23 protein-coding genes are annotated in these 23,596 nt (G+C 64.7%); 5 read left to right on the top strand and 18 right to left on the bottom strand.

Going from position 1 to position 23,596, the window contains the following annotated elements; genetic code table 11:
* Positions 1–10: 10 nt before the first annotated feature.
* The 5 genes from ACVISU_RS32395 to ACVISU_RS32375 form a co-directional block, all read right to left on the bottom strand.
* On the bottom strand, positions 11–3,784 hold the full coding sequence (locus tag ACVISU_RS32395) for a C2 family cysteine protease (protein ID WP_456709628.1): 3,774 nt from the start codon (positions 3,782–3,784) through the stop codon (positions 11–13).
* Between the two features lie 290 nt (positions 3,785–4,074).
* Entirely contained in the window at positions 4,075–4,344 is a 270-nt protein-coding gene (locus ACVISU_RS32390; protein ID WP_456709627.1) for a DUF3551 domain-containing protein, read from the bottom strand.
* Between the two features lie 77 nt (positions 4,345–4,421).
* On the bottom strand, positions 4,422–4,694 hold the full coding sequence (locus ACVISU_RS32385; protein WP_456709626.1) for a DUF3551 domain-containing protein: 273 nt from the start codon (positions 4,692–4,694) through the stop codon (positions 4,422–4,424).
* 41 nt (positions 4,695–4,735) lie between these two features.
* The gene (locus tag ACVISU_RS32380) at positions 4,736–5,446 is read right to left on the bottom strand and encodes a hypothetical protein (RefSeq protein WP_244521995.1); all 711 of its coding nucleotides are present in this window, start codon (positions 5,444–5,446) and stop codon (positions 4,736–4,738) included.
* A gap of 125 nt (positions 5,447–5,571) precedes the next feature.
* Positions 5,572–6,408, bottom strand: coding sequence for a hypothetical protein (locus ACVISU_RS32375; RefSeq protein WP_050401875.1), 837 nt, complete (start codon positions 6,406–6,408; stop codon positions 5,572–5,574).
* Between the two features lie 227 nt (positions 6,409–6,635).
* Here ACVISU_RS32375 and ACVISU_RS32370 point away from each other — a divergent pair, with 227 nt between their 5' ends.
* The 3 genes from ACVISU_RS32370 to ACVISU_RS32360 all read left to right on the top strand — a co-directional run bounded on the left by ACVISU_RS32370 (position 6,636) and on the right by ACVISU_RS32360 (position 9,346).
* Positions 6,636–6,851, top strand: coding sequence for a hypothetical protein (locus tag ACVISU_RS32370; protein WP_050401945.1), 216 nt, complete (start codon positions 6,636–6,638; stop codon positions 6,849–6,851).
* 159 nt (positions 6,852–7,010) lie between these two features.
* Positions 7,011–7,799, top strand: coding sequence for an ATP-binding cassette domain-containing protein (locus ACVISU_RS32365; protein ID WP_456709625.1), 789 nt, complete (start codon positions 7,011–7,013; stop codon positions 7,797–7,799).
* Positions 7,796–9,346: an ABC transporter permease/substrate-binding protein gene (locus ACVISU_RS32360; protein WP_456709624.1), complete on the top strand. Its 1,551-nt coding sequence runs from the start codon at positions 7,796–7,798 to the stop codon at positions 9,344–9,346. Before ACVISU_RS32365 ends, ACVISU_RS32360 begins: the two co-directional genes overlap by 4 nt.
* Positions 9,347–9,359: 13 nt before the next feature.
* Here the strand turns inward: ACVISU_RS32360 and ACVISU_RS32355 are convergent, their stop codons facing one another.
* The 7 genes from ACVISU_RS32355 to ACVISU_RS32325 all read right to left on the bottom strand — a co-directional run bounded on the left by ACVISU_RS32355 (position 9,360) and on the right by ACVISU_RS32325 (position 15,896).
* Complete coding sequence (locus ACVISU_RS32355; RefSeq protein WP_456709623.1) at positions 9,360–10,322, bottom strand: ABC transporter permease; 963 nt, start codon at positions 10,320–10,322, stop codon at positions 9,360–9,362.
* Positions 10,312–11,298, bottom strand: coding sequence for an ABC transporter ATP-binding protein (locus ACVISU_RS32350; RefSeq protein ID WP_456709622.1), 987 nt, complete (start codon positions 11,296–11,298; stop codon positions 10,312–10,314). Before ACVISU_RS32350 ends, ACVISU_RS32355 begins: the two co-directional genes overlap by 11 nt.
* A complete protein-coding gene (locus ACVISU_RS32345; RefSeq protein WP_456709621.1) occupies positions 11,295–12,473 on the bottom strand; it encodes a COG1470 family protein in 1,179 nt (392 codons plus the stop codon). The genes ACVISU_RS32350 and ACVISU_RS32345 overlap by 4 nt, the downstream gene beginning before the upstream one ends.
* Before the next feature lie 176 nt (positions 12,474–12,649).
* Positions 12,650–14,362, bottom strand: a complete 1,713-nt coding sequence (locus ACVISU_RS32340; protein WP_456709620.1) for a sulfatase-like hydrolase/transferase — start codon at positions 14,360–14,362, stop codon at positions 12,650–12,652.
* A gap of 167 nt (positions 14,363–14,529) precedes the next feature.
* Positions 14,530–15,102, bottom strand: a complete 573-nt coding sequence (locus ACVISU_RS32335; RefSeq protein ID WP_456709619.1) for a TetR/AcrR family transcriptional regulator — start codon at positions 15,100–15,102, stop codon at positions 14,530–14,532.
* A 130-nt stretch (positions 15,103–15,232) separates the two neighbouring features.
* Positions 15,233–15,466, bottom strand: coding sequence for a hypothetical protein (locus ACVISU_RS32330; protein WP_050401946.1), 234 nt, complete (start codon positions 15,464–15,466; stop codon positions 15,233–15,235).
* 28 nt (positions 15,467–15,494) lie between these two features.
* Positions 15,495–15,896 carry a lysozyme inhibitor LprI family protein gene (locus ACVISU_RS32325; RefSeq protein WP_244521994.1) on the bottom strand — a complete coding sequence of 134 codons (402 nt, stop codon included), beginning with the start codon at positions 15,894–15,896 and terminating at the stop codon, positions 15,495–15,497.
* A gap of 140 nt (positions 15,897–16,036) precedes the next feature.
* On the opposite strand from ACVISU_RS32325, the gene ACVISU_RS32320 reads away from it, so the two are divergent.
* Together ACVISU_RS32320 and ACVISU_RS32315 are read left to right on the top strand one after the other, a co-directional pair.
* Positions 16,037–17,056: an adenylate/guanylate cyclase domain-containing protein gene (locus ACVISU_RS32320; protein WP_456709618.1), complete on the top strand. Its 1,020-nt coding sequence runs from the start codon at positions 16,037–16,039 to the stop codon at positions 17,054–17,056.
* A 187-nt stretch (positions 17,057–17,243) separates the two neighbouring features.
* Positions 17,244–18,350 (top strand): DUF2336 domain-containing protein, encoded by a 1,107-nt coding sequence (locus ACVISU_RS32315; RefSeq protein WP_456709617.1) that lies wholly within the window; start codon positions 17,244–17,246, stop codon positions 18,348–18,350.
* Between the two features lie 282 nt (positions 18,351–18,632).
* Here the strand turns inward: ACVISU_RS32315 and ilvC are convergent, their stop codons facing one another.
* From ilvC to ACVISU_RS32285, 6 genes are all read right to left on the bottom strand, one after another.
* Positions 18,633–19,652 carry a ketol-acid reductoisomerase gene (gene ilvC / locus ACVISU_RS32310; protein ID WP_050401884.1) on the bottom strand — a complete coding sequence of 340 codons (1,020 nt, stop codon included), beginning with the start codon at positions 19,650–19,652 and terminating at the stop codon, positions 18,633–18,635.
* Between the two features lie 150 nt (positions 19,653–19,802).
* On the bottom strand, positions 19,803–20,411 hold the full coding sequence (locus ACVISU_RS32305) for a LysE family translocator (RefSeq protein WP_050401885.1): 609 nt from the start codon (positions 20,409–20,411) through the stop codon (positions 19,803–19,805).
* 7 nt (positions 20,412–20,418) lie between these two features.
* Complete coding sequence (locus ACVISU_RS32300) at positions 20,419–21,297, bottom strand: EamA family transporter (RefSeq protein ID WP_050401886.1); 879 nt, start codon at positions 21,295–21,297, stop codon at positions 20,419–20,421.
* Between the two features lie 43 nt (positions 21,298–21,340).
* Positions 21,341–22,036 carry a class I SAM-dependent methyltransferase gene (locus ACVISU_RS32295; RefSeq protein ID WP_050401887.1) on the bottom strand — a complete coding sequence of 232 codons (696 nt, stop codon included), beginning with the start codon at positions 22,034–22,036 and terminating at the stop codon, positions 21,341–21,343.
* 3 nt (positions 22,037–22,039) lie between these two features.
* Positions 22,040–22,582 (bottom strand): acetolactate synthase small subunit, encoded by a 543-nt coding sequence (gene ilvN / locus ACVISU_RS32290; protein WP_016841057.1) that lies wholly within the window; start codon positions 22,580–22,582, stop codon positions 22,040–22,042.
* A gap of 22 nt (positions 22,583–22,604) precedes the next feature.
* A complete protein-coding gene (locus tag ACVISU_RS32285) occupies positions 22,605–23,591 on the bottom strand; it encodes a threonine dehydratase (protein WP_456709616.1) in 987 nt (328 codons plus the stop codon).
* Positions 23,592–23,596: the final 5 nt, after the last annotated feature.

Here is a 23,596-nt window from a genome sequence, read left to right as displayed (position 1 = left end):
GTGGCGCCATTCACGCATGTTGCGGCGGGGCAAGCGTGGCGACCTGATCCGGATGCACCGTGATACTCGTGCCGCCATGTCCATCGCTCGCAGCGACGAAGGTGGATGCCATGTAGTTTCCGAGCAAGGCGATGCTGGCGGCATGGACACCGTCCGAGACGGTGATCGATCCGCCCGCGGTGTTGCCGGCAAAGCCCACGGTTTGCCCGGCTGCAAAACTGATATTGGCGAAATCGATCGCGTCGGCTCCGGTCATGCCGGCGACGGTGCCGGAGAAGCCGGCGGGGTCATCGAGCTTCAGTGTCCCGGAGCTCGACGCAAAGGAGATTTGCGCTGAGCTCGAAGACGCAAGCTCGAGGGTCTGTCCGGCTGGAATGATCGAGGGATCGCTGATCGTGAAGGCGCTGGACCAGGCGCCCCAGACGGTGCCGTCATTGGCCTTGATCCAGAGCGTATCCGTGCCCGATCCGACATGGTACGCAAGCTGCGAGAGCTGCGAGGCCGAGACGACGTTGTCCTGATTTGCTCCGAGCGCAACACCGTTCAGCGTGAAGTAGGCGTTGCCGCCTCCGCTATTCCAGACGTCATACGATGTCGCGGAACTGCCGAACGGATCCGAATAGGTGAACAGCGAGGACACCGAGAACGTCTGGCCTTGAACGGACAGCATGCTCGAATTAGTCGGGGTCACGACCGGACCGGCGTCCACCGGCGCAGTCACGGTGAAAGCACTTGACCATGATCCCCAGACGGTGCCGTCGTTCGCGCGGACCCACAGCCTGTCCGCGCCCGAGCCGGATTGATAGCTCAGCGACGCCAGCTGGGCTGCCGTGACGTAATTGTCCTGGTTGGGCGCAAGCGACACCCCGTTGAGAACGAAGTGGCCGCCACCGGTGCCAGTGTCGTAAACGTCATACTGGGTCGCAGCGCTGTTGAACGGATCCCTGTAGGTGAACAACGACGAGACCGCATAACTCTGGCCATGGGTCGCGACGATGCTCGAGACCGTCTCAACGGGTCCGCTATCAAGGGGAGCATTGACGGTGAAGGCGCTCGACCACGCTCCCCACAAGGTGCCGTCATTGGCGCGGATCCAAAGCTTGTCGATACCGGAGCCCGATTGATAGGTCAGCTGGGCCAGCTGGGCGGCCGTGATGTAATTGTCCTGATTGGCCGGCAGCGCCACGCCGTTCAGAACGAAGCTCCCGCCGACGGTACCGGTATCCCAGACATCGTACGCGGTCGCGGCGCTGTTGAACGGATCGCTGTAGGTGAACAATGACGAAGCCGCATAGCTCTGCCCGTGGGGCGCGACGATGTTCGACACCGTCTCGACGGGCCCGCTATCGAGGGGAGCATTGACGGTGAAGGCATTCGACCACGCGCCCCACACCGTGCCGTCATTGGCGCGGATCCAGAGCGTGTCGGTGCCGGAACCGGATTGATAGGTCAGCGACGCCAGCTGGGCGGCCGTGATGTAATTGTCCTGTTGGGCGGGCAGCGCCACGCCGTTCAGGAGGAAGCTCCCGCCAACGGTGCCGCTGTCCCAGACATCGTACGCGGTCGCGGCGCTGTTGAACGGATCGCTGTAGGTGAACAGCGACGAGGCCGCATAGCTCTGGCCGTGCGGCGCAACGATATTCGACACCGTCTCGACGGGTCCGCTGTCGAGGGGAGCATTGACGGTGAAGGGGCTCGACCACGCGCCCCACACCGTGCCGTCATTGGCGCGGATCCAGAGCGTGTCGCTGCCGGAGCCCGATTGATAGCTCAGCGAGGCCAGCTGGGCGGGCGTGATGTAATTGTCCTGGTTGGCGGGAAGCGCCACCCCGTTCAGAACGAAGTGTCCACCACCTGTTCCCTTGTCCCAGACGTCATACAGCGTTGCAGGACTGTTGAACGGATCGCTGTAGCTGAACAAGGACGAGGCTGCATAGCTCTGGCCATGAGCCGCGGCAATGTTCGACACCGCCGCGACGGGACCGCTGTCGACCGGCGCGGTGACGGTGAAAGCGCTCGACCACTGCCCCCACACAGTGCTGTCGTTGGCGCGGATCCAGAGCGTGTCGACACCGGAGCCGGATTGATAGCTCAATGACGATAGCTGCGCGGCCGTGATGTAGTTGTCCTGATTGGCGGCAAGCGCCACCCCGTTCAGAAGAAAGTGGCCGCCGCCGGTGCCGCTGTCCCAGACATCGTATTCGGTGGCTGCGAGGCCAAACGGGTCGTAGTAGGTGAACAGCGACGACGCCGCAAAACTCTGGCCGTGCGTTGCCGACACGCTTACGACGGTCATCACCGGCCCTTCCGGGATTGCCGTGAACTGGGTCCAGGCGCTCCAGAGTACGCCGTTGAACGCCTCCACCCACAGCTGGTCGCTCGCGGGACCGAACTGGTAGGCAATGCTGGACCACTGTGAGGCAGCGACGTCGATCTCGACCCCGTTCGCCTGCGCCACCCCACCCACGGTGAAGTGGCCGTTGCCCGTGGAGTTCCAAAGCGCATATGCGATGATGGGCAGCGTACCGCCCGTCGTATAGAACATGGACGACGCTGCAACCGAGGTCTGCACGCGACCGGTTACATTGGACGCGACCACCGTCGGCGCGACGTCGACGGCGCCGGAATTGTCGATGACGAAGTCGCCGCCTTCACTGGCGATCTGCGTCAGCGAAACTTCAAACTGCACATCCCAGTTTTGACCGGAATAGCTGTTTCCCCATGGATTGCGGACGATGAAATTGCCCGTCGCGCTGTCATAGCCGACGACGCCGAAAGCGTGATCCGGGACCAGCTGGATATTTCCGGCAGTGTCGTACGTGTACGGAGATGTTGAGGGAATCTCGAGGATGACATCGTCGTTGCTGGAGAGCGCTGCGATATAGACGGACTTGTTGCTGTACCAAGAGGACGAACTGCTCAGATAATAGTTGACGCTCGTCGCGTCGGTCAGATTCTCGAAGACGTCCGTCGGGGGATCCGCAGAGATGTTGTTGTAGCTGTTGACCGCCGGGTGCCCGATCTGCCCCGTTGCGCTGAGCTGCGCGTAGGCCTTTTCCACCAAGGCAACCCACATCGCAGTGGGCTGCTCATTATAGTTGTGGCCATAGTCAAGTTCGGTGCCACTGACGACTGGAAACTGGTCATTGACGGTTTCCCATGTCTCCTGACCATTGACATAGAAGCGCACGCCATAGGTGCCGTTTCCATTGTCCACGATCATGGAACTCATGACCTGAGGATGAAAGACGACGACGTCGATCAATCCCGACATCAGCTCGCAATCGCCGTCTGCTCCCTGACAGATGTCGTTGACGGTGGCCGCGCCCGCCGAAGAATACAACGGCCCGACAACCGCGCTGTAGCCCTGCAACGTCCAGCCGCTCCCGCCTGCATCGGGCGGCAAAGTCGGATCCGGAAAATCAGTCCCCTGAAACCACTTTCCGATCAGTTCAGACATCTGCGTCGACGTCGTGCCGACCTGCAGATTGCCGAGCGTGATGTGAGCAGTGCTGCCCCCTGTCCAGGTGGCGTTCGCCGGATTGCCATCGACGAGCTGGACGAAAAGATGGGAGACATAGTCCGATGTGGAGAGACCGCTGTTCAGATTGGCCGCAATCAGCTGCAGCGAGTTCAGCTCATTCGCGGTGACACTCCCGCGATTGGCGACATCCGCGAGCAACTGGATGGCTTCAGCGTCGGTGAAGACGCCGTCCGCGGCAAAGTTGAGCATGTCGGACTTGATGCCGCTGTCGACGAGGGAATTGACCCAGCTTGCCGTCATGGAATTCCTTCGCAAATCTTGACGCGATACGATTGCTGCCGGCCAGGCCCTGCCCTGGGGAGGTTGCGCGCGTCGGTCGCGACAAATCCAGCAATAGAATGCGTAACTGTCGCACTAGTTGTGACCGAATTCGAGACGCGTGTCGATCTTGCCGACAGTCAGGGAACCCGCATTATCGTGAAGAGTCGTTAATGTCTGCCTGATACGGCGCCTACCATCGGAGGTAGCGGTAGGGTCGGCTCCCCCCGGACCCGCCACGGCAGGCGTTCGAGCGGCCTGGTGCGCCCGCATCAGTGGGCGCGATGCCGTCCGCGGTGCGCCCGGTGCTTCGGCGGTGGCGGCGGCGCGAAGAACGGATTCTCCGAGCACATCGCACCGCGGCCTGACGCCGACGCCTGGCACTGCGGGATCGAGGTGAAGCTGCAATCGATATAACTTCCGCCGAACTTCCCCTGAAAGACGTGCATGCACACCGGATAGTTCGGATCATAGGCCTGCCCGGCGGCAGGCCCGGCCAGGGCGACCGTAAATGCGGCGCTCGCGAACAGTTTCAGGCGCATCGGTCTCTCCTTGTCGCTCGGAAGGTTTCCCCACAACCGACGGAGTTAATCAACTGTGCCAGCAACGCGACGGCGCGCTAGTTGGCGGGCCGACGCTGTCGTTGACCCCGCTCCCTGGTCGGCTTTTTGGGACCTTTGTAAAAAGGATTGACCGAGCATGTCGCCGATCGTCCGGACGCCGTTGCCTGGCATTGCGGAAGCGACGTGAAGCTGCAATCGATGTACTCGGGCGTCAGCCTGCCGCCATAGACTTCGAGGCATACCGGATAGTTCGGATCGTACATTTGCGCGGCGGCGGGCGCGGTGAGGCCGATGCCGATGGCGGCGATGATGGTGAGGTGCAAGCGCATCGAATTCTCCTCGAGCATGGTCCGCAACGCACGGCGCGCGGCTATCGCTGTTCGCCGGCCGTCTTGCCGTCGTCCTCACCGAGACAACGGATCATGAAGGCCGTGGTGTCCCGCGGCAGGACCTGCGCGGCCCGTGCCTTGAGGCGGCATTCGAGCTGCGCGATCTGGCGCGCCCGCTGCCGTTCCGACGGCAGCGTCGATTGCCGCAGCCGGCGCAAGGTCATCGGCGAGCCGTCCGACTCGAAGGCCAGCTCGTACCTCTTGCCGCTCTGGTCGGTGGCGGCGCAGGTGATGGAGGACACCTGCCGCGTGATGAAGCTTCCGACCTGACGGCACGAGCCTGTCGACATCTCGACCAGCGGCACCGGCAGGCCATCGACACGCGGACGGTCGCTCGACTTCAGCAACATGCGGTCGACCGAAAGCTCGAACAGATTGTCCTGGGTGCGTTCGGTGCTCTCGCCGGAGAACGAGACGATGTGGCTCTTGTCGGCGGGATCGTCGAGCACCACGGTGAACTCGGAACGGCCGCGCAAGGTGTGGAAATAGGCCACCGCCTTGCAGCTATAGCTGCGGCCGGCGACGCTGACATTGTGGCAGGTGCCCGACATCAGCGCATACAGATCGACGTCATAGACCGGGCCGGCGGCAATGGCGAGCGCAGGCCAGCACACGATCGCAATCGCAATCAATTGAGCGAAACGGGAGATCATGCTGAAACGGTCGAGAACACGGTCGATGAAGAGGTCCATGGGCGCAAGGTCGCCGATTTCCACGGACTGTGCAACGATGAAGCAGGCCGAAATGTGGACGCCTGGCAATCGACCGGGGAATGCAGACAAGCCGTGCCGAAAGCCCGCGCCGCTGGCGCCTTGCGTCAGATCTGCGGGCCGGACAGGGTGACCTCGCGCTCGGCGCGGAAGACGTTGCTGTAGAGGTTCGCGATCCACTGACGGCCGCTTGCCGTCATGTTCAGGCAGTTGATGGCGCCCTGGATGTGCGGCGCAACCATGTTCCAGTAGAATTGCGGATAGCGGTCGACGATATCGGCCGGCGATTCATAGCCGAGCTGGCGGTTGATGCCGACCTCTTCGAATTCGTGATAGAGCGCGTTGGCTTTCCTGATGTAGTTGGGATCGCCGAGCTGTCCGATGAAATCGGCGGCCCGAACGATCGCCGCCTCGTCGTCATATTGCTGGCCTTCGGGCGCCGGAAACCGCGTGCCCTCGATGTTGCGCGCGACGCGCTCGCGGTCCAGCGGAATGACGGCCTCGAGCCGATCGAGCACGTACAGTTTGGAGCGATCGACATGATACGGCATCAGGCCCGCATCCGACGAGCCGCGCGGCAGCACCACCTTGTTGCCGGAGGCATCGATGACGTAACCATCCGGTCCATCGCCCTGCAACAGCCCGCGCACATAGCCGATGTCGTGCGTCAGGCACGCGATGATCGTGTGGGTGTAATCCTCCGCGGTGACATGGGTGTGCAGCGCGCGACCGCGGATGATGTCATGCCCGGCCAGCGTGACCAGCATCGTATGCTCGACATTGTGGTAGAGCGCATCGCTGTTGCCAATGCATTCCAGCGCGATGCGCGCGGCAGCCGGGAGCAATTCGCCGAAGCGGGCCTGCGAGGCACCGAACGTGCGGCTGACCCACGTGGCAAGAAACTTCTCCAAAGCGCCTGCCGCCAACTCAGGTAACGTCATCATCGATGCAGCCCCGACCGCGCAACGTTCCTCGCTTGCCCCGATCTCACGTCGTAGTTGGAGAGCAACTATAGCGTATCTGCGCGCGTGCGGCTATGCGCCGGCGAGCGCGTGATTGGCTCCGCCGTACTTTCCCGGTCTTGCCGGCTGTGACACCAAAGCCGCTGATAATGGCATGAACCGTGCATGATTCGGTTCAGACCGGGTTAATCCTACGGACAAAGACCATCATGCTCGTTACGCTCGTCGCCATCCTTTGCAATGCTCAGCTCTGCATGGAAAAGGTCGTCACCAACAGCGACCAATCCGGCATCACCATGGGCGCCTGCGCCGTGAACGCCCAAATCGGCATCGCCGAGTGGCTCGCCAAGGGGCCGTATCACGATTGGCGCTTGCAGAGCTACAAGTGCATCATGGGCAAATACGTCCCCAAAAACGAAGTGTGATGTGTGCTCACAGCCCCGGAGGGGGCTGACCCGCTTCGTGCGCCCAACTGGAACAGCCTGCGAAGCGTGACGCGGGCGCGTGCACCTCAAGTCAAAGTCCATTTTATGGGCTATCACTGTCGTTCACGATGGTGAAAACAGCCCAGGAATGGCCAGAGAATGCCTGCAACGCCGCTGATTGCCTACGCGCATGTCGGCAAGAGCTTTGACAATGGTCGCGTGGTGGCGATCGAGGACGTCTCGCTTGACGTGGCCGAGGGTGAATTCCTTGCCGTTGTCGGCGGCTCGGGCTCCGGCAAGACGACGCTGCTGCGGCTCGCCAACCGCCTGATCGAGGCTGACCGCGGCCAGATCGCCGTCGACGGCGAAGACGTCAGCCGCATCGACCCGATCCTGCTGCGTCGCCGCATCGGTTATGTCTTCCAGAGTGGCGGGCTGTTTCCACATCTCACCGTCGCCGACAATATCGGCATCACGCCAAAGCTCCTCGGCTGGCCGCAGGCCGAGATCTCGGTGCGCGTCGACGAGCTGCTCGACCTCGTGCGGCTCGACCGTGCGGAGCATCGCGAGCGCCTGCCGCACGAACTCTCCGGCGGGCAGCGTCAACGCGTCGGCGTCGCGCGTGCGCTGGCTGCGAAGCCGCGCATCGTGCTGATGGACGAGCCGTTCGGCGCGCTCGATCCGCTGACCCGCGACGCGCTCAGCGACGATTATCGCACACTGCATCGCGAGCTCGGACTGACCACGGTCATGATCACCCACGACATGACCGAGGCACTGCTGCTGGCCGACCGCGTCGCGGTGATGCGCCGCGGCAAGCTGCTCGCTTTGGGCACGCCGGCGGAGCTTGCGGCCAATACCGATGCCTATGTTGGCGAACTCCTCCGTACGCCACGGCGACAGGCGGAAAGGCTGGGCGCATTGCTGCCGCGGGACGGCGCAGCATGAGCGATCCACGCTGGAGCGAGGCGCTGGCGCATCTGCCCGACTATCTCGGCAATCACGTCCGGGTCAGCGTCGCCGCGCTGGCGCTCGGACTTCTGATCAGCCTGCCGCTTGCGATCGTCGCGCGCAACCGGCCGGTGCTGCGCGGCACACTGCTCGGGCTCGCCAGCATCGTGCAGACAGTACCCGGTCTCGCGCTGCTCGCGCTGTTCTATCCGCTGCTGCTGGCGCTCACGGCGCTGACCGCGGCGTGGCTCGGCTTCAGCTTCTCCGCCTTCGGCTTCCTGCCGGCGGTGCTGGCGCTCGCGCTCTATTCGATGCTGCCGGTGCTGCGCAACACCATCACCGGCCTATCGGGCGTCGATCCGGCCGTGCTGGAGGCCGCCCAGGGCGTCGGCATGACGCCGCGGCAATCGCTCACCATGGTCGAGCTGCCGCTGGCGCTGCCGGTGATGATGGCGGGCATCCGCACCGCCGCGGTGTGGGTGATCGGCACCGCGACGCTGTCGACGCCGATCGGCCAGACCAGCCTCGGCAACTACATTTTCGCGGGGCTGCAGACCCAGAACTGGGTGTTCGTACTGTTCGGCTGTTTTGCCGCCGCCGTGCTCGCGCTTGTCGTCGACCAATTGCTGGCGCTGATCGAGAAAGGCCTGCGCAACCGCAGCCGCGGCCGGACCGCGCTCGGCGGGCTCGGCATTGCCGCCCTGATCGCCGCGACGCTGGTGCCCGCGATCGGGCGGCCGCAGGCGCGCTACGTCGTCGGCGCCAAGACCTTCACCGAGCAATACGTACTGTCGGCGCTGATGGCGCAGCGGCTGCAGGCGGCCGGGCTGCCGACCACGACCCGCGCCGGCCTCGGCTCCAACGTGATCTTCGATGCGCTCGCCGCTGGCGACATCGACGTCTATGTCGACTATTCCGGCACGCTATGGGCGAACCAGTTCCACCACACCGGCATCAGGCCCCGTGCCGAGCTGCTGAGCGAATTGACGACCACGCTGGCGAAGCAGGACATCACGCTGTTCGGCGAGCTCGGCTTCGAGAACGCCTATGCGCTGGTGATGCCGAAGAAGCGCGCCGATCAGCTCGGCATCCATTCGATCGCCGACCTCGCCTCGCGCGCCGCGACGATGTCGATCGCCGGCGACTATGAATTCTTCTCGCGGCCGGAATGGGCCGGCATCCAGAAGGCCTATGGGCTGACGTTCCGCACCCAACGGACGATGCAGCCGGATTTCATGTATGCGGCGGTCGCCTCCGGCGAGGTCGACGTCATCGCGGGCTACACCAGCGACGGACTGATCGCGAAATACGACCTGGTCACGCTCGCGGACGACAGGCACGCGATCCCGCCCTATGACGCGATCGTGCTGCTGTCGCCAAGGCGACGCGATGATGAGCCTCTCAAGGCGGCACTGCGGCCGCTGCTCGGCAAGATCGGCATCGCCGCGATGCGCGAGGCGAACCTGCGCGCGTCGGGCAACGACGCATCATCGTCGCCCGACGCCGTGGCGCGCTGGCTGTGGGAGATGGTCGGACCGCGCTGAGCGGTCCTCCGCCTCAGGCCCTCACCTCCTGGCGCTGGAACAGGACGTAGCCCGCGACGAACAGCACGATGGTGCAGGCGATGAGGCCGACCGTCTGCGGCCAGGCGATCATCACGCTTTGGCCGAACGGCAGCGGGGCGCCCATCACCGCGCCGCGGATCTGGTCGAGGAACACCGGGCCGAGCGTCCGCGTGGTCGGCGACAGCACCGCCAGCATCGCCTCCCCGAACAAATCGTTCGGCGAGAAGCGCTGCAGCAGCTGGGTCCAGATCGCGGTGCCCGGTGTATCGAGACCGAGCGCGGCAAAGCGCGGATCGGGTGGCACGATGGCTTGCGCGATTGCCGGCGCCAGCATCGGCCACAGCACGGTCAGGAACAGCCAGATGCCGAGCGCGACCAATGCCGCAGTCGCCGGCGAGCGAAACACGATCGAGAGCAGCATTGCGAGCGACAGCCAGACCCCGGCATAGAACACCGCGATCACCAGGAAGGCGAGCGAGCGGGCGATCTCCTCGCCGCCCGGCGACACGCCGAGGAAGATCAAGCCGAGCCCGATCACCAGCAGCCACAACGCGGTCAGGCTGATCGTGATCGTCGCGAGCCCCGCGAGATACTTGCCGAGCAGCAGAGCGTCGCGATAGATCGGCTGCGCCAGGATGCGCGACAATGTGCGCCGGTTGTGCTCGCTGTTGATCAGGTCGAAGCCGAGCCCGATCGCCATCAGCGGGATCAGGAAGCCGAGGATGGCGACAAAGGACGGCAGCGGCGCCTGGCTCACCGTGAACAGCCGCAACAGCAGGAAGGGATCCTCCGCCGTATTATGGCGCAGCGCCGTGATTGCCTCGTAGAGCGCCGCCATCGCCGTCAGCACGATCAGAAGCTCAAGCATCAGCATGCGGACGCTCGAGATGTTGTCCGACAGCTCCTTGACGAAGACCGCGCCGACGCCCTGGAATGCTGAACCTTCACGCCGCATCGCGTACGCCTCCTGGCGGGGTGGCCTGGAAATAATGAGCGTAGATCGCCTCGAGGCTCGGCTCGTCGACCGAGAGCCGCCGCAACGCCCCGTTGGCCGCGACCACCGCGCGCGCTGCATCGGCCCGCACATCACGGTCGGCGGTCATGCGGAAGCGATCTTCCGCCAGCGTCTCGACATTGCCGACGCCCGGGATCGCCGCCAGCCGCCGTGCAATCCCGGCGCCGTCGGCTTCGACCTCGACGACGAAGCCCGCGCCCAGCACCTTGACCGAGAGCTCGGCCACCGACCCCATGATCGCGATCTTCCCGGCGCGGAACAGCGCGACGCGGTCACAGACCCGCTGGACCTGGTCGAGCATATGCGACGACAGCAGCACGGTGACGCCCTCGGCCTTCAGTTCCCTGATCAGGTCGAGGAATTCAATCGTCGCCTGCGGGTCGAGGCCCGAGGTCGGCTCGTCGAGGATCGCGATCTCGGCACGCTTGACGATGATCTCGGCAAGCCCGAGCCGCTGCCGCATGCCGCGCGAGAAGGTCGCAACCCGCTTGTCGGCGACGTCGAGCAGGCGCACCCGGGTCAGCGCCGCCGCGATCCGCCGCGACCGCTCGGCCACCCCGAGCCCCATCAGCTTGGCGGCATAGGCGAGATTCTCCACCGCGGTCAGGTGATCGTAGAAGCCGACGGCATCCGGCAGATAGCCCAAGCGCCGCTTGACCTGTAGCGGCTGCCGCGCCGGATCGAAGCCGAGCACGCTGACCCGGCCGGCCGAGATCTCGGTGAGGCCGAGCAGCATCAGGATGGTCGTGGTCTTGCCGGCACCGTTCGGGCCGAGCAGCCCGAACACCTCGCCCTTGGCGATGTCGAAATTGATGGCGTCGACGACGCTGGTCCTGCCGTAGCGCTTGGTGAGATCGCGCGCTGCGATGACGGCATCTCGCCGTGTCGCAGCGCTGGTGTGCTGCAGCTCGCTCATCGCCGTCCGAACCTCGCAACGGCACCCAGCATCAGCAGCAACGCGACGCCGATCACGCCGGCTCCGGCCATGCCCCAGACGGTGGAGGTGCTCACAGTGACGCGGAACTGGCTCGATGCCGTCTCGCCGCGCGAGGTGGCGCGCATCGCGAGCTGATAGTCGCCGGCGAGCGACTTGTCGCTCGGCGTCACCAATGCCTGGACCTCGGTATCCTTGCCGGGCACCAGACGCTCGATCTTGGCAGGCTGGAACGTGACCTTCCAACCGCTCGGCGCCGTCGCCGCGAGTTCGATGTTGTCGGCCGGCGCGGTGCCGCTGTTGGTGACCACGACCGGGATCGCGCTCTGCTCGGCAGCGACCGCGCGCGTGCTCAGCAGCCCGTCACGGCCGGAGAGCTGAAGCTGCGGCTGGCCGGCGACGTCGAGCGCCACCTCGGTCTGCGCCGACGCATCCTCCGCATTGACGGTGACCTTGACCGGGAAATGCCCGGCGTCGATCGCGCTCGGCGGCCGCACCTTGAGCTTGATGTCCTTGGACTGCCCGGCATCGATCGGGATCGACGACAGTTCCTGTGTGCCGTAGGCCTCGGTGAACGAGGTCTCGAAATTTTGCGGTGCCGCCGCGGCGAAACTTGCGACCAGGCTGCGGCCGCTGTCGTTCTTGATGGTCAGCGTGTACTCGAAGTTCGATTTCGGGCTGCCGCGCAGTTCGGGGAGCTTCGAGGTTACCGTCAGCTTTGCCGGCAATTCCTTGGCGAGCGCGACCACGATCGGCAATGTTGCCTCGCTGCCCTGCCCTTCGGCCTTCACCGTCACGGTCTGCTCGGCGAGCGAAGCGTTCGCAGGCACGTCGAGCCGAAGCTGCAGCGGCACGCTGGAGTCAGGCGCCGGCATCGCCGCTGCGACCGGTTGGCCGCCGCCAAGCAGCGTCGCGGTCCAACCGCTCGGCACGCCCTCGACCGAAAGCTTGTAGCGCTGCGGACCGAGATCGTAGTTCTGCAAACGCAGCGAAATGTTGGAGGTGGTGCCGGGCCTGATGGTGACGGCCGGATAGTCCGTCATCAGGTAGAGCCCCTTGATGTCGCGAGGCGGCTCTGCGGCGTGGGCTGATGGAATGGCAAGGGGAACAGCAAGTCCGAAGGCGACGACAAGGCGCGCAACATCGAGCGCTCGCATGGGCAAACACTCCTGCAAGAAGGGCGGGATTGGCTGAATTGACGCTGCGCGCTGGTGAACACCGTGGCAGCGGCGCGACAGATCATCGCAACAATCGTGACGAAATCTCGGCGAGGTAATTACAAATAAGTAATGCACGCGGTTTCGCGCGACGACCTTCGTCTAACGACGTTAGTCTAAAGTCCCTTGATGATTCCCGCGTCGATCAACATGCGGTTGAAGCGGCGCGCTTCGGCGCCGTCCTTGCAGGAATAGAACGCGCCGCCGCAGCGAAGCATGATCGCCTTCTGCTCCTCGAACGACGGATCGAGCGGAATGCCGGCGGCTTCCTGGATCACCAGCGGCAGATAGGCGGCATCGATCGTGTCCATCACCGCCGGGCTCTTCACCGGATCGAAATTGATGGCGTCGATCGCGTAATATGTCGCGTAGTAGCGCGGATCGTAGTCCATCAGCTTCTTGCCGATGCCGGTCTCGTCGAGACCGGGATCGAGCAGCTGCGGCGAGAACTCCGGCTGATGATCGCCATAGCGTACGATCAGGAACGGCTGCGCCGGAAACTTCTTCTTCAGCGCCGCGACGAAGCCGGCATAGTCGCCCGCGCTCATCGTCTGCCGGCGCAGATATTCGTCGACCGACGGGGCGTTGCCCGGCCGCTTCCATGCCGGCAGCAGGTCGGGACGGAATTTCGTCTCCCACGGGAAATGGTTGGCGGCGAGATAGACGAAGGTGAACAGCGGCGTGCCTGATGTCTTCTGCTCGGCCATCAACCTCACGGCCTTGTCGTAGAAGAAGCTGTCGGGCTCGACGTCCTTCGCATGCAGGTCATGCGCGTCGTAGAACTGCTGGATGCCGGTCGTGGTCTGGAAGCTGCGCGCGCTCATGAAGGCGCCGAACGCCGGATAGAGCGAGAGCGTGTCGTAGCCGCAGCGGCGCAGCGCCAGCGGCAGGCCGCGTTCGACCCGGCCCGAGGCGATGCGGGTGACGAAATAGGAGAACCGGCCGAACGAGCGCGACGACAATCCGGCCAGCACGTTGTACTCGGTGAACCAGCTTGGCCCGCCATTGCTCTCGGCGAGGAATTTGCGCTCGACGCCGTCATAGGACTTGAACTGGCTGCCATAGCCGGGTGGGACCTTGACGCCGGGTGCGGTACGGATGTCGAAGCTCGATTCATCATGGATCATGATGATGTTCGGCCGCCGCCCGGCAGGATGGCAGGCATCGACCGGAGGTATCTTGAGCTGGTCGCTCGCAGAAGGATCAGACTCCATGAAGCCGTAGGCGGCGAAGTCGGACGCCGCGGTGACGGCGGAGCGCGCGAATTTCGACAGGTAGCCGTCGTCGTAATAGCCGCGCCAGGCCTCGTCCGGCCAGGCGAAGGCATAGCCCGACAGCGCCGCGGTGCAGGCAAGGCAGGCAGCCGCGGCCGGCAGGCGGCGGATGCGGAACGGATCGAGCCACCACAGCGCGTACATCAGAGGCAGCGTGACGAGGCCGGCGCCGATGATCGACCAGCGCAGGTTCGGAAAGATCGTGAGCAGGAACGCCGCGGTGTCGCGATCGATCACCATCAGGTCGACGAAGTTCGCGGTCATCTGCACCACGTCGTGCTTGAACCGCGACAGCAGCACCAGCACCACGACCAGCGTCAGCGACAGCGCGCCCGACAGTGCCGGCCGACGCAGCAATGCGATGAACAGGAAGTTCAGGATTCCCCAGCTGAGCAGGAAGCACAGCCGCGAGCCGAAATCGGTTTCGGTCCGCAGCATGAGGATCAGCGCGCCGAGATGCGGCGCGGCGACCGCCATCAACCGCCAGATGCCGATCGCGGCGAGACCGCCGGCCAGCGCGGCAACGGAAGAGTTCTGCTGAGGCGCGGGCGCCATGGGCGGGACGCAATACAACCCGGCGCAATGCCACGGCCTTGACTGGCAATGGCCAGGAGGCACACCGCACAGCCGGTGTCTGCGCCGTGTCATAAAATCGTAATTGAATCGTCATGAACGTGCAATGAATTTGCCCGCCCGGAACGCGCCCGCTGGCGCGGCGCGCCTCAGACCTTCGCCGCAGGCGGCCTTGCAATGCCGGCGATGAAGAGGTCGACGATGTCAGCGGCCATCTGCTCGGCCTCAGCCTCAATGACGCCCCAGCGCGGCAAATGGCCGTCGATATGCATCCGCGCAAAACCATAGACCAGGGCGAGGGCGGCGATCTGGACCTGCTTCAGGTCGTGCGCCGCGAGCTGGCCGGCTGAAAATGCCTCCGCCAGCGTGCGCTCGGTCAAGCCGATCAACTGCGCATTGTCGCTGGAGACCCCGGCCGAGCGGTCGTGGTCGAAGAAGCGGCGGCTGGAGATGATCTCGAAATGGGTCGGGTTCTTCATCGCCCAGCGCAGATAGGAGATCCCATGGCAGCGGAAGCGGCCCAGCGGATCGCCAGGCGGTGCATCGACCAGCGCCGCCTCGATCTCGGCCCGGAAGTGGCGTTGTGCCTCCTCGGCCACCGCATTCATCAGGGCATCCCGGCTCGGGAAATGCCGAAACGGCGCGCCCGGCGAGACCGCGGCGCGGCGGGCGGCCTCGCGGACGCGGACCGCCTCCGGCCCGCCCTCGCCGACCAGCTGCATGGCGGCCTCGATCTATGCCGCTCTACGCATTGTTCCTCGTACCGCTCGCTACGGTGTTCGCGCTCCGGATGATCAGCATGGCCGCGCGGCCTGCGCCACGTCAGGCCAGGCGAGCTGAGATCAGGCCGCCTCACACCAGATGAAACTTGCGGCCGAGCCGGCGATGCACCGACAGCACCGCGCGGTCGACGTCGCTGATCAGGCTGTCGCCGAGCACGACGTTCGGAATCTCCCAGTTGCGTCCGATCTGCGCGTCGGGCAGCGCGGCGACCGCCGGCACGCGCGCGGTCTCGCAGCCGGGCTGGGCGCGCAGCGCCTCCTCCGCAAGCTGGGTCAATTCGTCCTGGCTCTTTCCGTCAGTCATGATTTCGGTCATGACTCCGGAAGATGGCTCACTGATGGCCGAGGCTCTCCAGTTCCTTGGCGCGGACCTCCGTCATGCTGCGCATGCATTCGCCGGCATCGAGCCGGGCGATGGTGCCCTCGCCGAGGTCGTAATACAGGCAGTTCGCGTCACGGTACTGGATCCATAACCGCTGCGCGCTGCGCAGCTGTTCGCGCTGCTTGTCGCCCGAGGCATCCCTCAGTGCCTGCTGATAGGCGACGTTCATCCGCTTGTCCCATTGCGCGGTCTTGGCCTTGAGGCACTCGACCATCTGGTAGGTGCTGCCGTCGCAGGATTGCTCGGGATCGCCCTGGTCGCCGGCATGCGCAGCTGATGCGAGCGCGGTGACGAACACGGCCGTGATCAGAGGCCCTAGCCTGAACATGGTCACCGCGAGAGTCGTTTTCATGCGCTTTCCCTTCCGACCGATGCCTGCCGCCGAACCATACATGAGTGCCATCGCGGCGTATCCGGTTCACCCGCTGGTCGCGCCACGCTGCGGCTGGCCTTCCCGATCCGCGCAGGATATTTCATGGATGTGGAGTATCCATGCGGCGCGTCGTGACGCCTGTGATCGTTCTGACCGTGTTCGGCCTGCTCGTCGGCGGGCTGTTTCGCTATGCCTTCGATGAGGCCGACGAAGCCTCCGTCGCGAACTATCTGCGCAGCGCCTTCGAAGGTGCGGTCATCACCCTGATCGTCTGGGCCACGCATCTCTACCTCGCCGCCCGCGGCGGCTGGCTGCGGCGGCAGCCGCTGGCTGTCGAACTGGTGGTCCGCTCCGTGATCCTGGCCATCGTGGTTGCGGTCGCAGCGACCGTGCTCGAGATCTCGCTTTCCGCGCACGGGCTCGAGACCAAGTGGATTCGCAAGACCTTCCTGAAGATCATCGGCGTCGGCCTGGTGATGTCGATCCCGGTCACGACGATCTATGAGCTGGTCCGGATGATCGGCGGCCATACGCTGCTCAGCATCGTGCTTGGACGCTACCGCCAGCCGGTGCGCGAGGAGCGCGTGCTGCTGTTCCTCGACCTGGTCGGCTCGACGACCTTGGCGGAGGCGATGGGCGAGTTGCGTGTTCAGGAGCTCCTGACCCGCTTCTTCTCCGACATCGACGAGCCGATCGTGGCGCATGGCGGCGAGGTTCATGCCTATGTCGGCGATGAGGTGATCGTGACGTGGCTGGCCAACTCGGGCCAACCGTCGCGGCGCTACCTCGACTGCGTATTCGCGATCGAGGACCGCCTCGCCAAGCGGGCCGACCACTATCGCAAGGAGTTCGGCGTGGCGCCGGCATTCCGCGCCGGGATGCATGCGGGCCCGGTCGTCATCGGCGAATGCGGCGACTCGCGGCGGCAGATCGCCTATTTCGGTGACACCGTGAACGTCACGGCGCGGTTGCAGGCGCATTGCAAGGAGGCCGGACGGCCGCTGCTGATCTCGGGCGAGCTGCTCCGCCTGCTACCCCCGGACCACGATTTTGGAATTGCACCGCTCGGCTCGACGCAGTTGCGCGGGCGCGCGGCTGCGATCGACATCTTCGCCGTCACGCGGCGCGCATCGTCGTAAACAATTCCTTAAGGCACGCCGGGCTTGGCGGCCGCATCGAATGCGCGAATTGAATCGTATCTGGTCGGGGCCCGTTAAGGATGGCGATGGACCCGTATTTGCACCGGGTTCCACCTTAACGCAGGTGTAAGACCGCTATCGATATCCTGCAGACTGTCGTTATCAAAGAAAACAAGGTTGCCCGTCGATGGCGCAACAGGCGTCACAATCTATTATTGCCGAACTCGAGGATGCGGTCCGGGACGGGACATCAGCCAAGCGCGTGCAGACGCTGCGGCAGGTCACTGATCTGTTCCTGAACGACGGCGACCGCCTCAACGAAGAACAGGTCAAGGTGTTCGACGACGTGCTCTGCCTCTTGGTCGCGCGCGTCGAGACGCGGGCGCGGGCCGAGCTCAGCAAGCGGCTCGCGCCGCTCGACTATGCGCCGTTTGAGGTGATTCAGCACCTCGCCTGGGACGATGACATCGGCGTCGCCGGCGACGTGTTGACCCACTCCAGCCGCCTCTCAAGCGACGCACTGCGCGAGATCGCCGCCAGCAAGGGCCAGGAGCATCTGTTCGCGATCTCGGCGCGAGAGAACCTGCCGGCTTCCGTCACCGACGTGATCATCGATCGCGGCGAGGACAAGGTGATCCGGCGTCTTGCCAAGAACGCCGGCGCGCAGTTCTCCGACAACGGCTATTCCTCGATCGTCGCCCGCGCCGAACGCGACGACGAGTTGGTCGAGATCCTCGGGCTGCGCATCGACATTCCGGCCAAGCTGCTGCGCGACCTGCTGCAGCGCGCCAAGGAAACCGTACGCGCCCGCCTGCTCGCGCTCGCATCGCCCAGGGCACGCGAGGAGATCAGCCAGGTGCTGAACGACATCGCGCAGGAAGAGGCCGCTGCCCCGCGCCGCAACTACGGCATCGCCGAGGAGCTGGTGAAGCTGATGAAGCAGCTCAACGAGCTCGACGATGTGGCGGTCTACAAATTCGCCGAGCAAGGCAAGTTCGACGAGGTCACGGTCGCGCTCGCCGTGCTCAACGACATGCCGATCGCGATGATCGAGCGCCTGATGCTTGGCCTCCGCTCCGACCTGCTGCTGATCCCGTGCCGTTCGGCGAAGCTGAACTGGCCGACGGTCGAAACCATCTTGCGCAAGCGGCCGCTGCCGCATCCGATCGACCACGCGACGCTCGAGGTCGCGCACCGCGATTACCGGCGGCTGTCGCTGGAGACCGCACAGCGCACGGTGCGATTCTGGCAGTTGCACAACAGGATCGAGAAGCAGCCGATGACGGCCGGTTAGCTGCCGCCATCGCATGGTGAGATCAGGTTGAATTGGAGTGGCGTCGAAGGTCCACCTCTCCCTTGGGAGAGGTCGGCGCGCAGCGCCGGGTGAGGGATTACGGTCCCTCGTTGGAGCTGCGGCCCCTCACCCGATTTGCTGCGCAAATCGACCTCTCCCCGCTGGGGAGAGGTGAACCGAATCCGAGGCCGTTAGCGAAGCCCAACCCATCGCGACTCCGCGAAGCGAATTGGCGGGTTACGCCCTCAGCTAACACACCCTACAGACCCTACTCTTCCGAGCTTAGTTCTTGCTCTTGTCGACCAGCGCGCCCTTCTTGATCCAGGGCATCATGTCGCGCAGCTTGGCGCCGACTTCCTCGATCGGATGCGCGGCGAGCTTGGCGCGGGTCGCCTTGAACGAGGTCTGGTTGACCTTGTTCTCCAGCATCCAGTCGCGGGCGAACTTGCCGCCCTGGATGTCGGCCAGCACGCGCTTCATCTCCGCCTTGGTCTCGGCCGTGACGATACGCGGACCGGTGACATACTCGCCGTATTCGGCGGTGTTGGAGATCGAGTAGTTCATGTTGGCGATGCCGCCTTCATAGATCAGGTCGACGATCAGCTTCACTTCGTGCAGGCACTCGAAATAGGCCATCTCCGGCGCGTAGCCGGCCTCGACCAGCGTCTCGTAGCCGCCCTTGATCAGCTCGACCAGGCCGCCGCAGAGCACCACCTGCTCGCCGAACAGGTCGGTCTCGCACTCTTCCTTGAAGGTGGTCTCGATGATGCCGGCGCGGCCGCCGCCGATCGCCGAGGCGTAGGACAGGCCGAGGTCATGGGCATTGCCCGACGAATCCTTGGCGATCGCGATCAGGCAGGGCACGCCGCCGCCGCGCTGATATTCCGAACGCACGGTGTGGCCGGGCCCCTTCGGCGCGATCATCAGCACGTCGAGGTCGGCGCGCGGATCGAGCAGGTTGAAGTGCACGTTGAGGCCGTGGGCGAAGACCAGCGCCGCACCCTTCTTCATGTTGTCGTGCAGGTGCTCGCGATAGATGTCGCCCTGCAGCTCGTCCGGGGTCAGCATCATGACGAGGTCGGCCCACTTGGCGGCTTCGGCGACTTCCATCACCTTGAAGCCGGCGTTCTCGGCCTTCTTGGCCGAGGCCGAACCCTTGCGCAGCGCGATCGCCACGTCCTTGACGCCGGAATCCTTCAGGTTCAGCGCGTGAGCGTGGCCCTGGCTGCCGTAGCCGACGATGGCGACCTTTTTGCCCTTGATCAGGTTCAGGTCGGCATCGCGATCGTAGTAAACTCGCATCGTGTTTTCCTCGTTTGAAGGGGGCCAAAATCGGCCGATGAATCAGGCTGTCGGAAGGTCAGAACCGCCGGGCGCCCGCGAATTTCCGGCGTTGTCTAGAGCATTTTTCCCCTCAGGGGAAACCCCCATCTCGCATGACGCGGTGCGGCATCATGCGTCCATGAAGACCGGGTAGAGCGAGGCCAGCAGCAGGATGGCCATGACTACGTTGAAGGCACGGATCGCCCGGGGCGAGGTCAGGACCGGCCGCAAGGCCGTGCCGAACAGCGCCCAGACGATGCAGGACACCGTCCCCAGGAGCAGGCTCAGGCCGACCTGGATCGCGATATTCCAGGGGAAGGCGGCAATCGCCGCGTAGGCCGTGATGGTGCCGATCACCATCACCCAGCCCTTGGCATTGATCCACTGGAACATGGCCGCGCCCCAGAAGGTCATCGGGCCGCGGCCGGGCCTGTCGTCCTTGTCCGCCGAGGGCGGCTCGGCCATGGCGATGACCGCGGCGAGATAGACCAAGTAGGCGACGCCGCCATATTTCAGGATGGTCTGCAGCACCGGATAGGCGATGAAGACGGCCCCGAGCCCGACGCCGACCGCGCCGACCATGAAGGCGAAGCCGACCGTGATGCCGGCGATATGAGGCACGGTGCGGCGGAAGCCGTAGGTCAGCCCCGACGACAGCAGCATGATGTTGTTGGGGCCCGGCGTGAAGAACATCACGACGGCAAACACGACAAAGGCGAATAGCAGCGAATGCGACATGGTGCCCTCACGCGACTTTCGGCAGAGCCTTCGGCCGTTTCGACAGCAGCATCACGGCGATGCCGGCGATCACCGTGAGCATGCCGGCGAGCCGCAGCGGCCCAAACCGCTCGCCGAACACGATGCTGGAGGCGGCGGAGCCGACGAACGGCACCAGCAGCGCGAACGGCACCACCTGGGCCGCCGGATAATCCCTGAGCAGCCGGCCCCACAGCCAATAGGCGATGCTGGTGGAAACGGTGCCGACAAACAGCATCGAGACAATGCCGGCCCGCGACAGATGCGACAGCGCCAGCCACATCGGCTGCGTGCCCACGGTCAACAGCGACAGGCCGAACAACGGGATCGCCGCACACAGGCACAGCCATGCGAACAGGTCGAACATGCGCGCGCCCTGCGCCGGCCGCAGCAGCAGGTTTCCGATTGCGAACGAGATCGGCGAGATCATCAGGACGGCAAAGGCGTTGACGCTGAAATCGTATCCGACGGTGCCGCAGATCATCAGCAGGCCGATCGCGGCGATGCCGATGCCGACGGTCTGCAACCGCGACGGCAATTCGGCGAACAGCACTGCGGCAAAGCCGATAGTGAACAGCGCCTGGCTCTGCACGATCACGCTGGTGAGCCCGACCGGCATGCCATGGGCGATGGCGATGGACTGCGCCAGGAACTGGCCGAGAAACAAGGTCAGGCTGATTGCGATCAAGAGCGGCCACGACACCTGACGCGGCTTGCGCAGGAACAGGCACGGCACCGCCGCGATGCCGAAGCGCAGCGCCGTCATCAATTCGGGCGGCAACTCATTGAGCGCGAATCGGGTTGCGACAAACGCGAGCCCCCAGATCACCGCGACCATGACGGCGATGCCAACATCGGCCGGCTTCATTGTTCTTCTTCTTTGGTTCGGTTCAGCTCTGTCGATGCAAGCTCTAGATCTGTTCGTCCGGCTTCGGCTTGCGCAGCAGATAGGTGCCGTGCAGCGGCGCGTGATAGTCGGCGGCGACCAGGGTGAAACCGGTCTCGGTCAGCATGCGCTCCATCACCCAGCCGAAGGTCGAGTACTCGTCGCGCATATGGGTCATCACGCTCTCGCGCTCGAAACCGTGGTTCTTGATCGAGAAATCGGCCCAGCCCTCGACATCGCGATCGACGCCATCGGGCATGCTGACGAACACCATGTCGCGCAGATAGAAATTCGCGCCGGGCTTGAGCGCGTTGAAGATCCGCGACAACGCCACCGCCTTCCAGAAGTCGGGCAGATGATGCAGCGTGAACTCGCTGACGATGAGGTCGTAGGAGTTCGGCTGATAGGCAAAGGACAGCAGCCCGGCCGGCTGGGTCCGGATCTTCGCCTTGCGGTCGCGCGCATAGATTTCGGCAAGCCCGATCATTGCCGGCGAGATGTCGATGGCGTCGACCTCGGCACCCATCAAGGCCGCCTCGGTCGCCAGCACGCCGTTGCCGCAGCCGATATCGGCGATCCGCCAGCCCGGCTTGACGCCGAGCATGGTCAGCGCCTGGCGGGCACGGACATCGCTGTCCTCGCTAACGTCATAGATCGAGGCAACCGCGGTATCGAGACCGACCTGCCGCCGTTGCGTGTAGTACCAGTCGCGCGCCAACATGATTCACATCCCTTCCGGCCCACGCGTGATCGCGGCCACCCCGGTTCGTGACACCTCGACCAGGCCCAGCGGGCGCATCAGGTCGATGAACTGACTGATCTTGGACGAGTTGCCCGTGATCTCGAACACGAAGCTCTCGGTCGTGGCGTCGATCACCCGGGCGCGGAACGCGTCCGCCAGCCGCAGCGCCTCGACGCGGTGATCGCCACCGCCCCGCACCTTGACCATCGCAAGCTCGCGCTCGATCGAGCTGCCGGTCAGCGTCATGTCGACGACGCGGTAGACCGGGATCATGCGGTCGAGCTGATGCTTGATCTGCTGGATCACCATCGGCGTGCCCGTGGTGACGATGGTGATCCGTGAGAGATGTTTCTGGCTCTCGGTTTCCGAAACCGTGAGACTCTCGATGTTGTAGCCGCGGCCGGAGAACAGCCCGATCACGCGCGCGAGCACGCCGGGCTCGTTCTGCACGAGAACGGACAGCGTGTGCGTCTCGTTCGGATCGTGACGCTCTTCGAGGAAGTAGGCGGATGCGGGCTGGTTCATTGGTCGTCCCCTTGCATTCTTTTCACGCCACCGCCCGCTGGGCGGCCGGCGCAGCATCTGTGCCGATCCAGGTCCGGAACAGATCGAAATCGATATTGCCGCCGCTCAGGATCAGGCCGACCCGCTTGCCGGCGAGCTTGCTCTTTTCCTGCAGCGCGGCTGCGAGCGCCGCAGCGCCTGCGCCCTCGGCGAGATTGTGGGTGTCGGTCCAGTAGGCACGGATCGCCTGCCCGACCTCGTCGTCGGTGACCTGCACGATGCGCGAGGCGCCCTTGCGGATCAAAGCGAATGCATCCGCATCCGGAATCCGCGTCGCCATGCCGTCGGCAAGCGTGTTGCTGGTCTCTGTGGTCACGATCTTGCCGGCTGCGAACGACAGCGCATAGGACGGCGCCTCGGTCGACTGCACGCCGACGATTTCGGTCTTCAGCCCGAGCAGGTCGCGCGCCATGATGCAGCCGGAGATGCCGGAGCCCTGCCCGATCGGCACATAGAGAATGTCGAGGTCGGGCGCAGATCGAAACAGTTCGAGCGCGTAGGTCGCAACGCCGAGCACGAGGTCCGGGTGGAACGACGGCACCATGTGCAGGCCGTCGAACTGCGCACGGCGCTCGGCCTCTTCCCGCGCGGCCTGAAAGTCCTCGCCGTGCTCGACGAGCTCGGCACCGAATGCGTGCATGGCGCGGTTCTTCTCGACCGAGTTGCCGCGCGGCACGTAGATTGTCGCCGGCACGCCGTGGCGGCTCGCGGCAAACGCCAGGCTCTGGCCGTGATTGCCGCGCGTTGCGGAGATGATGCCCAGCACGTCGGGCCGCTCGCGCTTCAGCCGCTCGAGATAGACCAGGCCGCCGCGCACCTTGAAAGCGCCGATCGGCGTGTGATTCTCATGCTTGACCACGACCTCGGTGCCGAGCCGCTCGGCCAGCAGCGGCCAGGAATAGGCCGGCGTCGCCGGCACCGCGGTGCCGACGATCCTGTGCGCGCGCTCGAGTTCGCTGAGATCAAACACGATCC

Source organism: Bradyrhizobium sp. USDA 4452 (assembly GCF_054063575.1).
The sequence above is the reverse complement of the archived record's forward strand: the minus strand, read 5'-3'. Positions and strand labels throughout refer to the sequence as shown.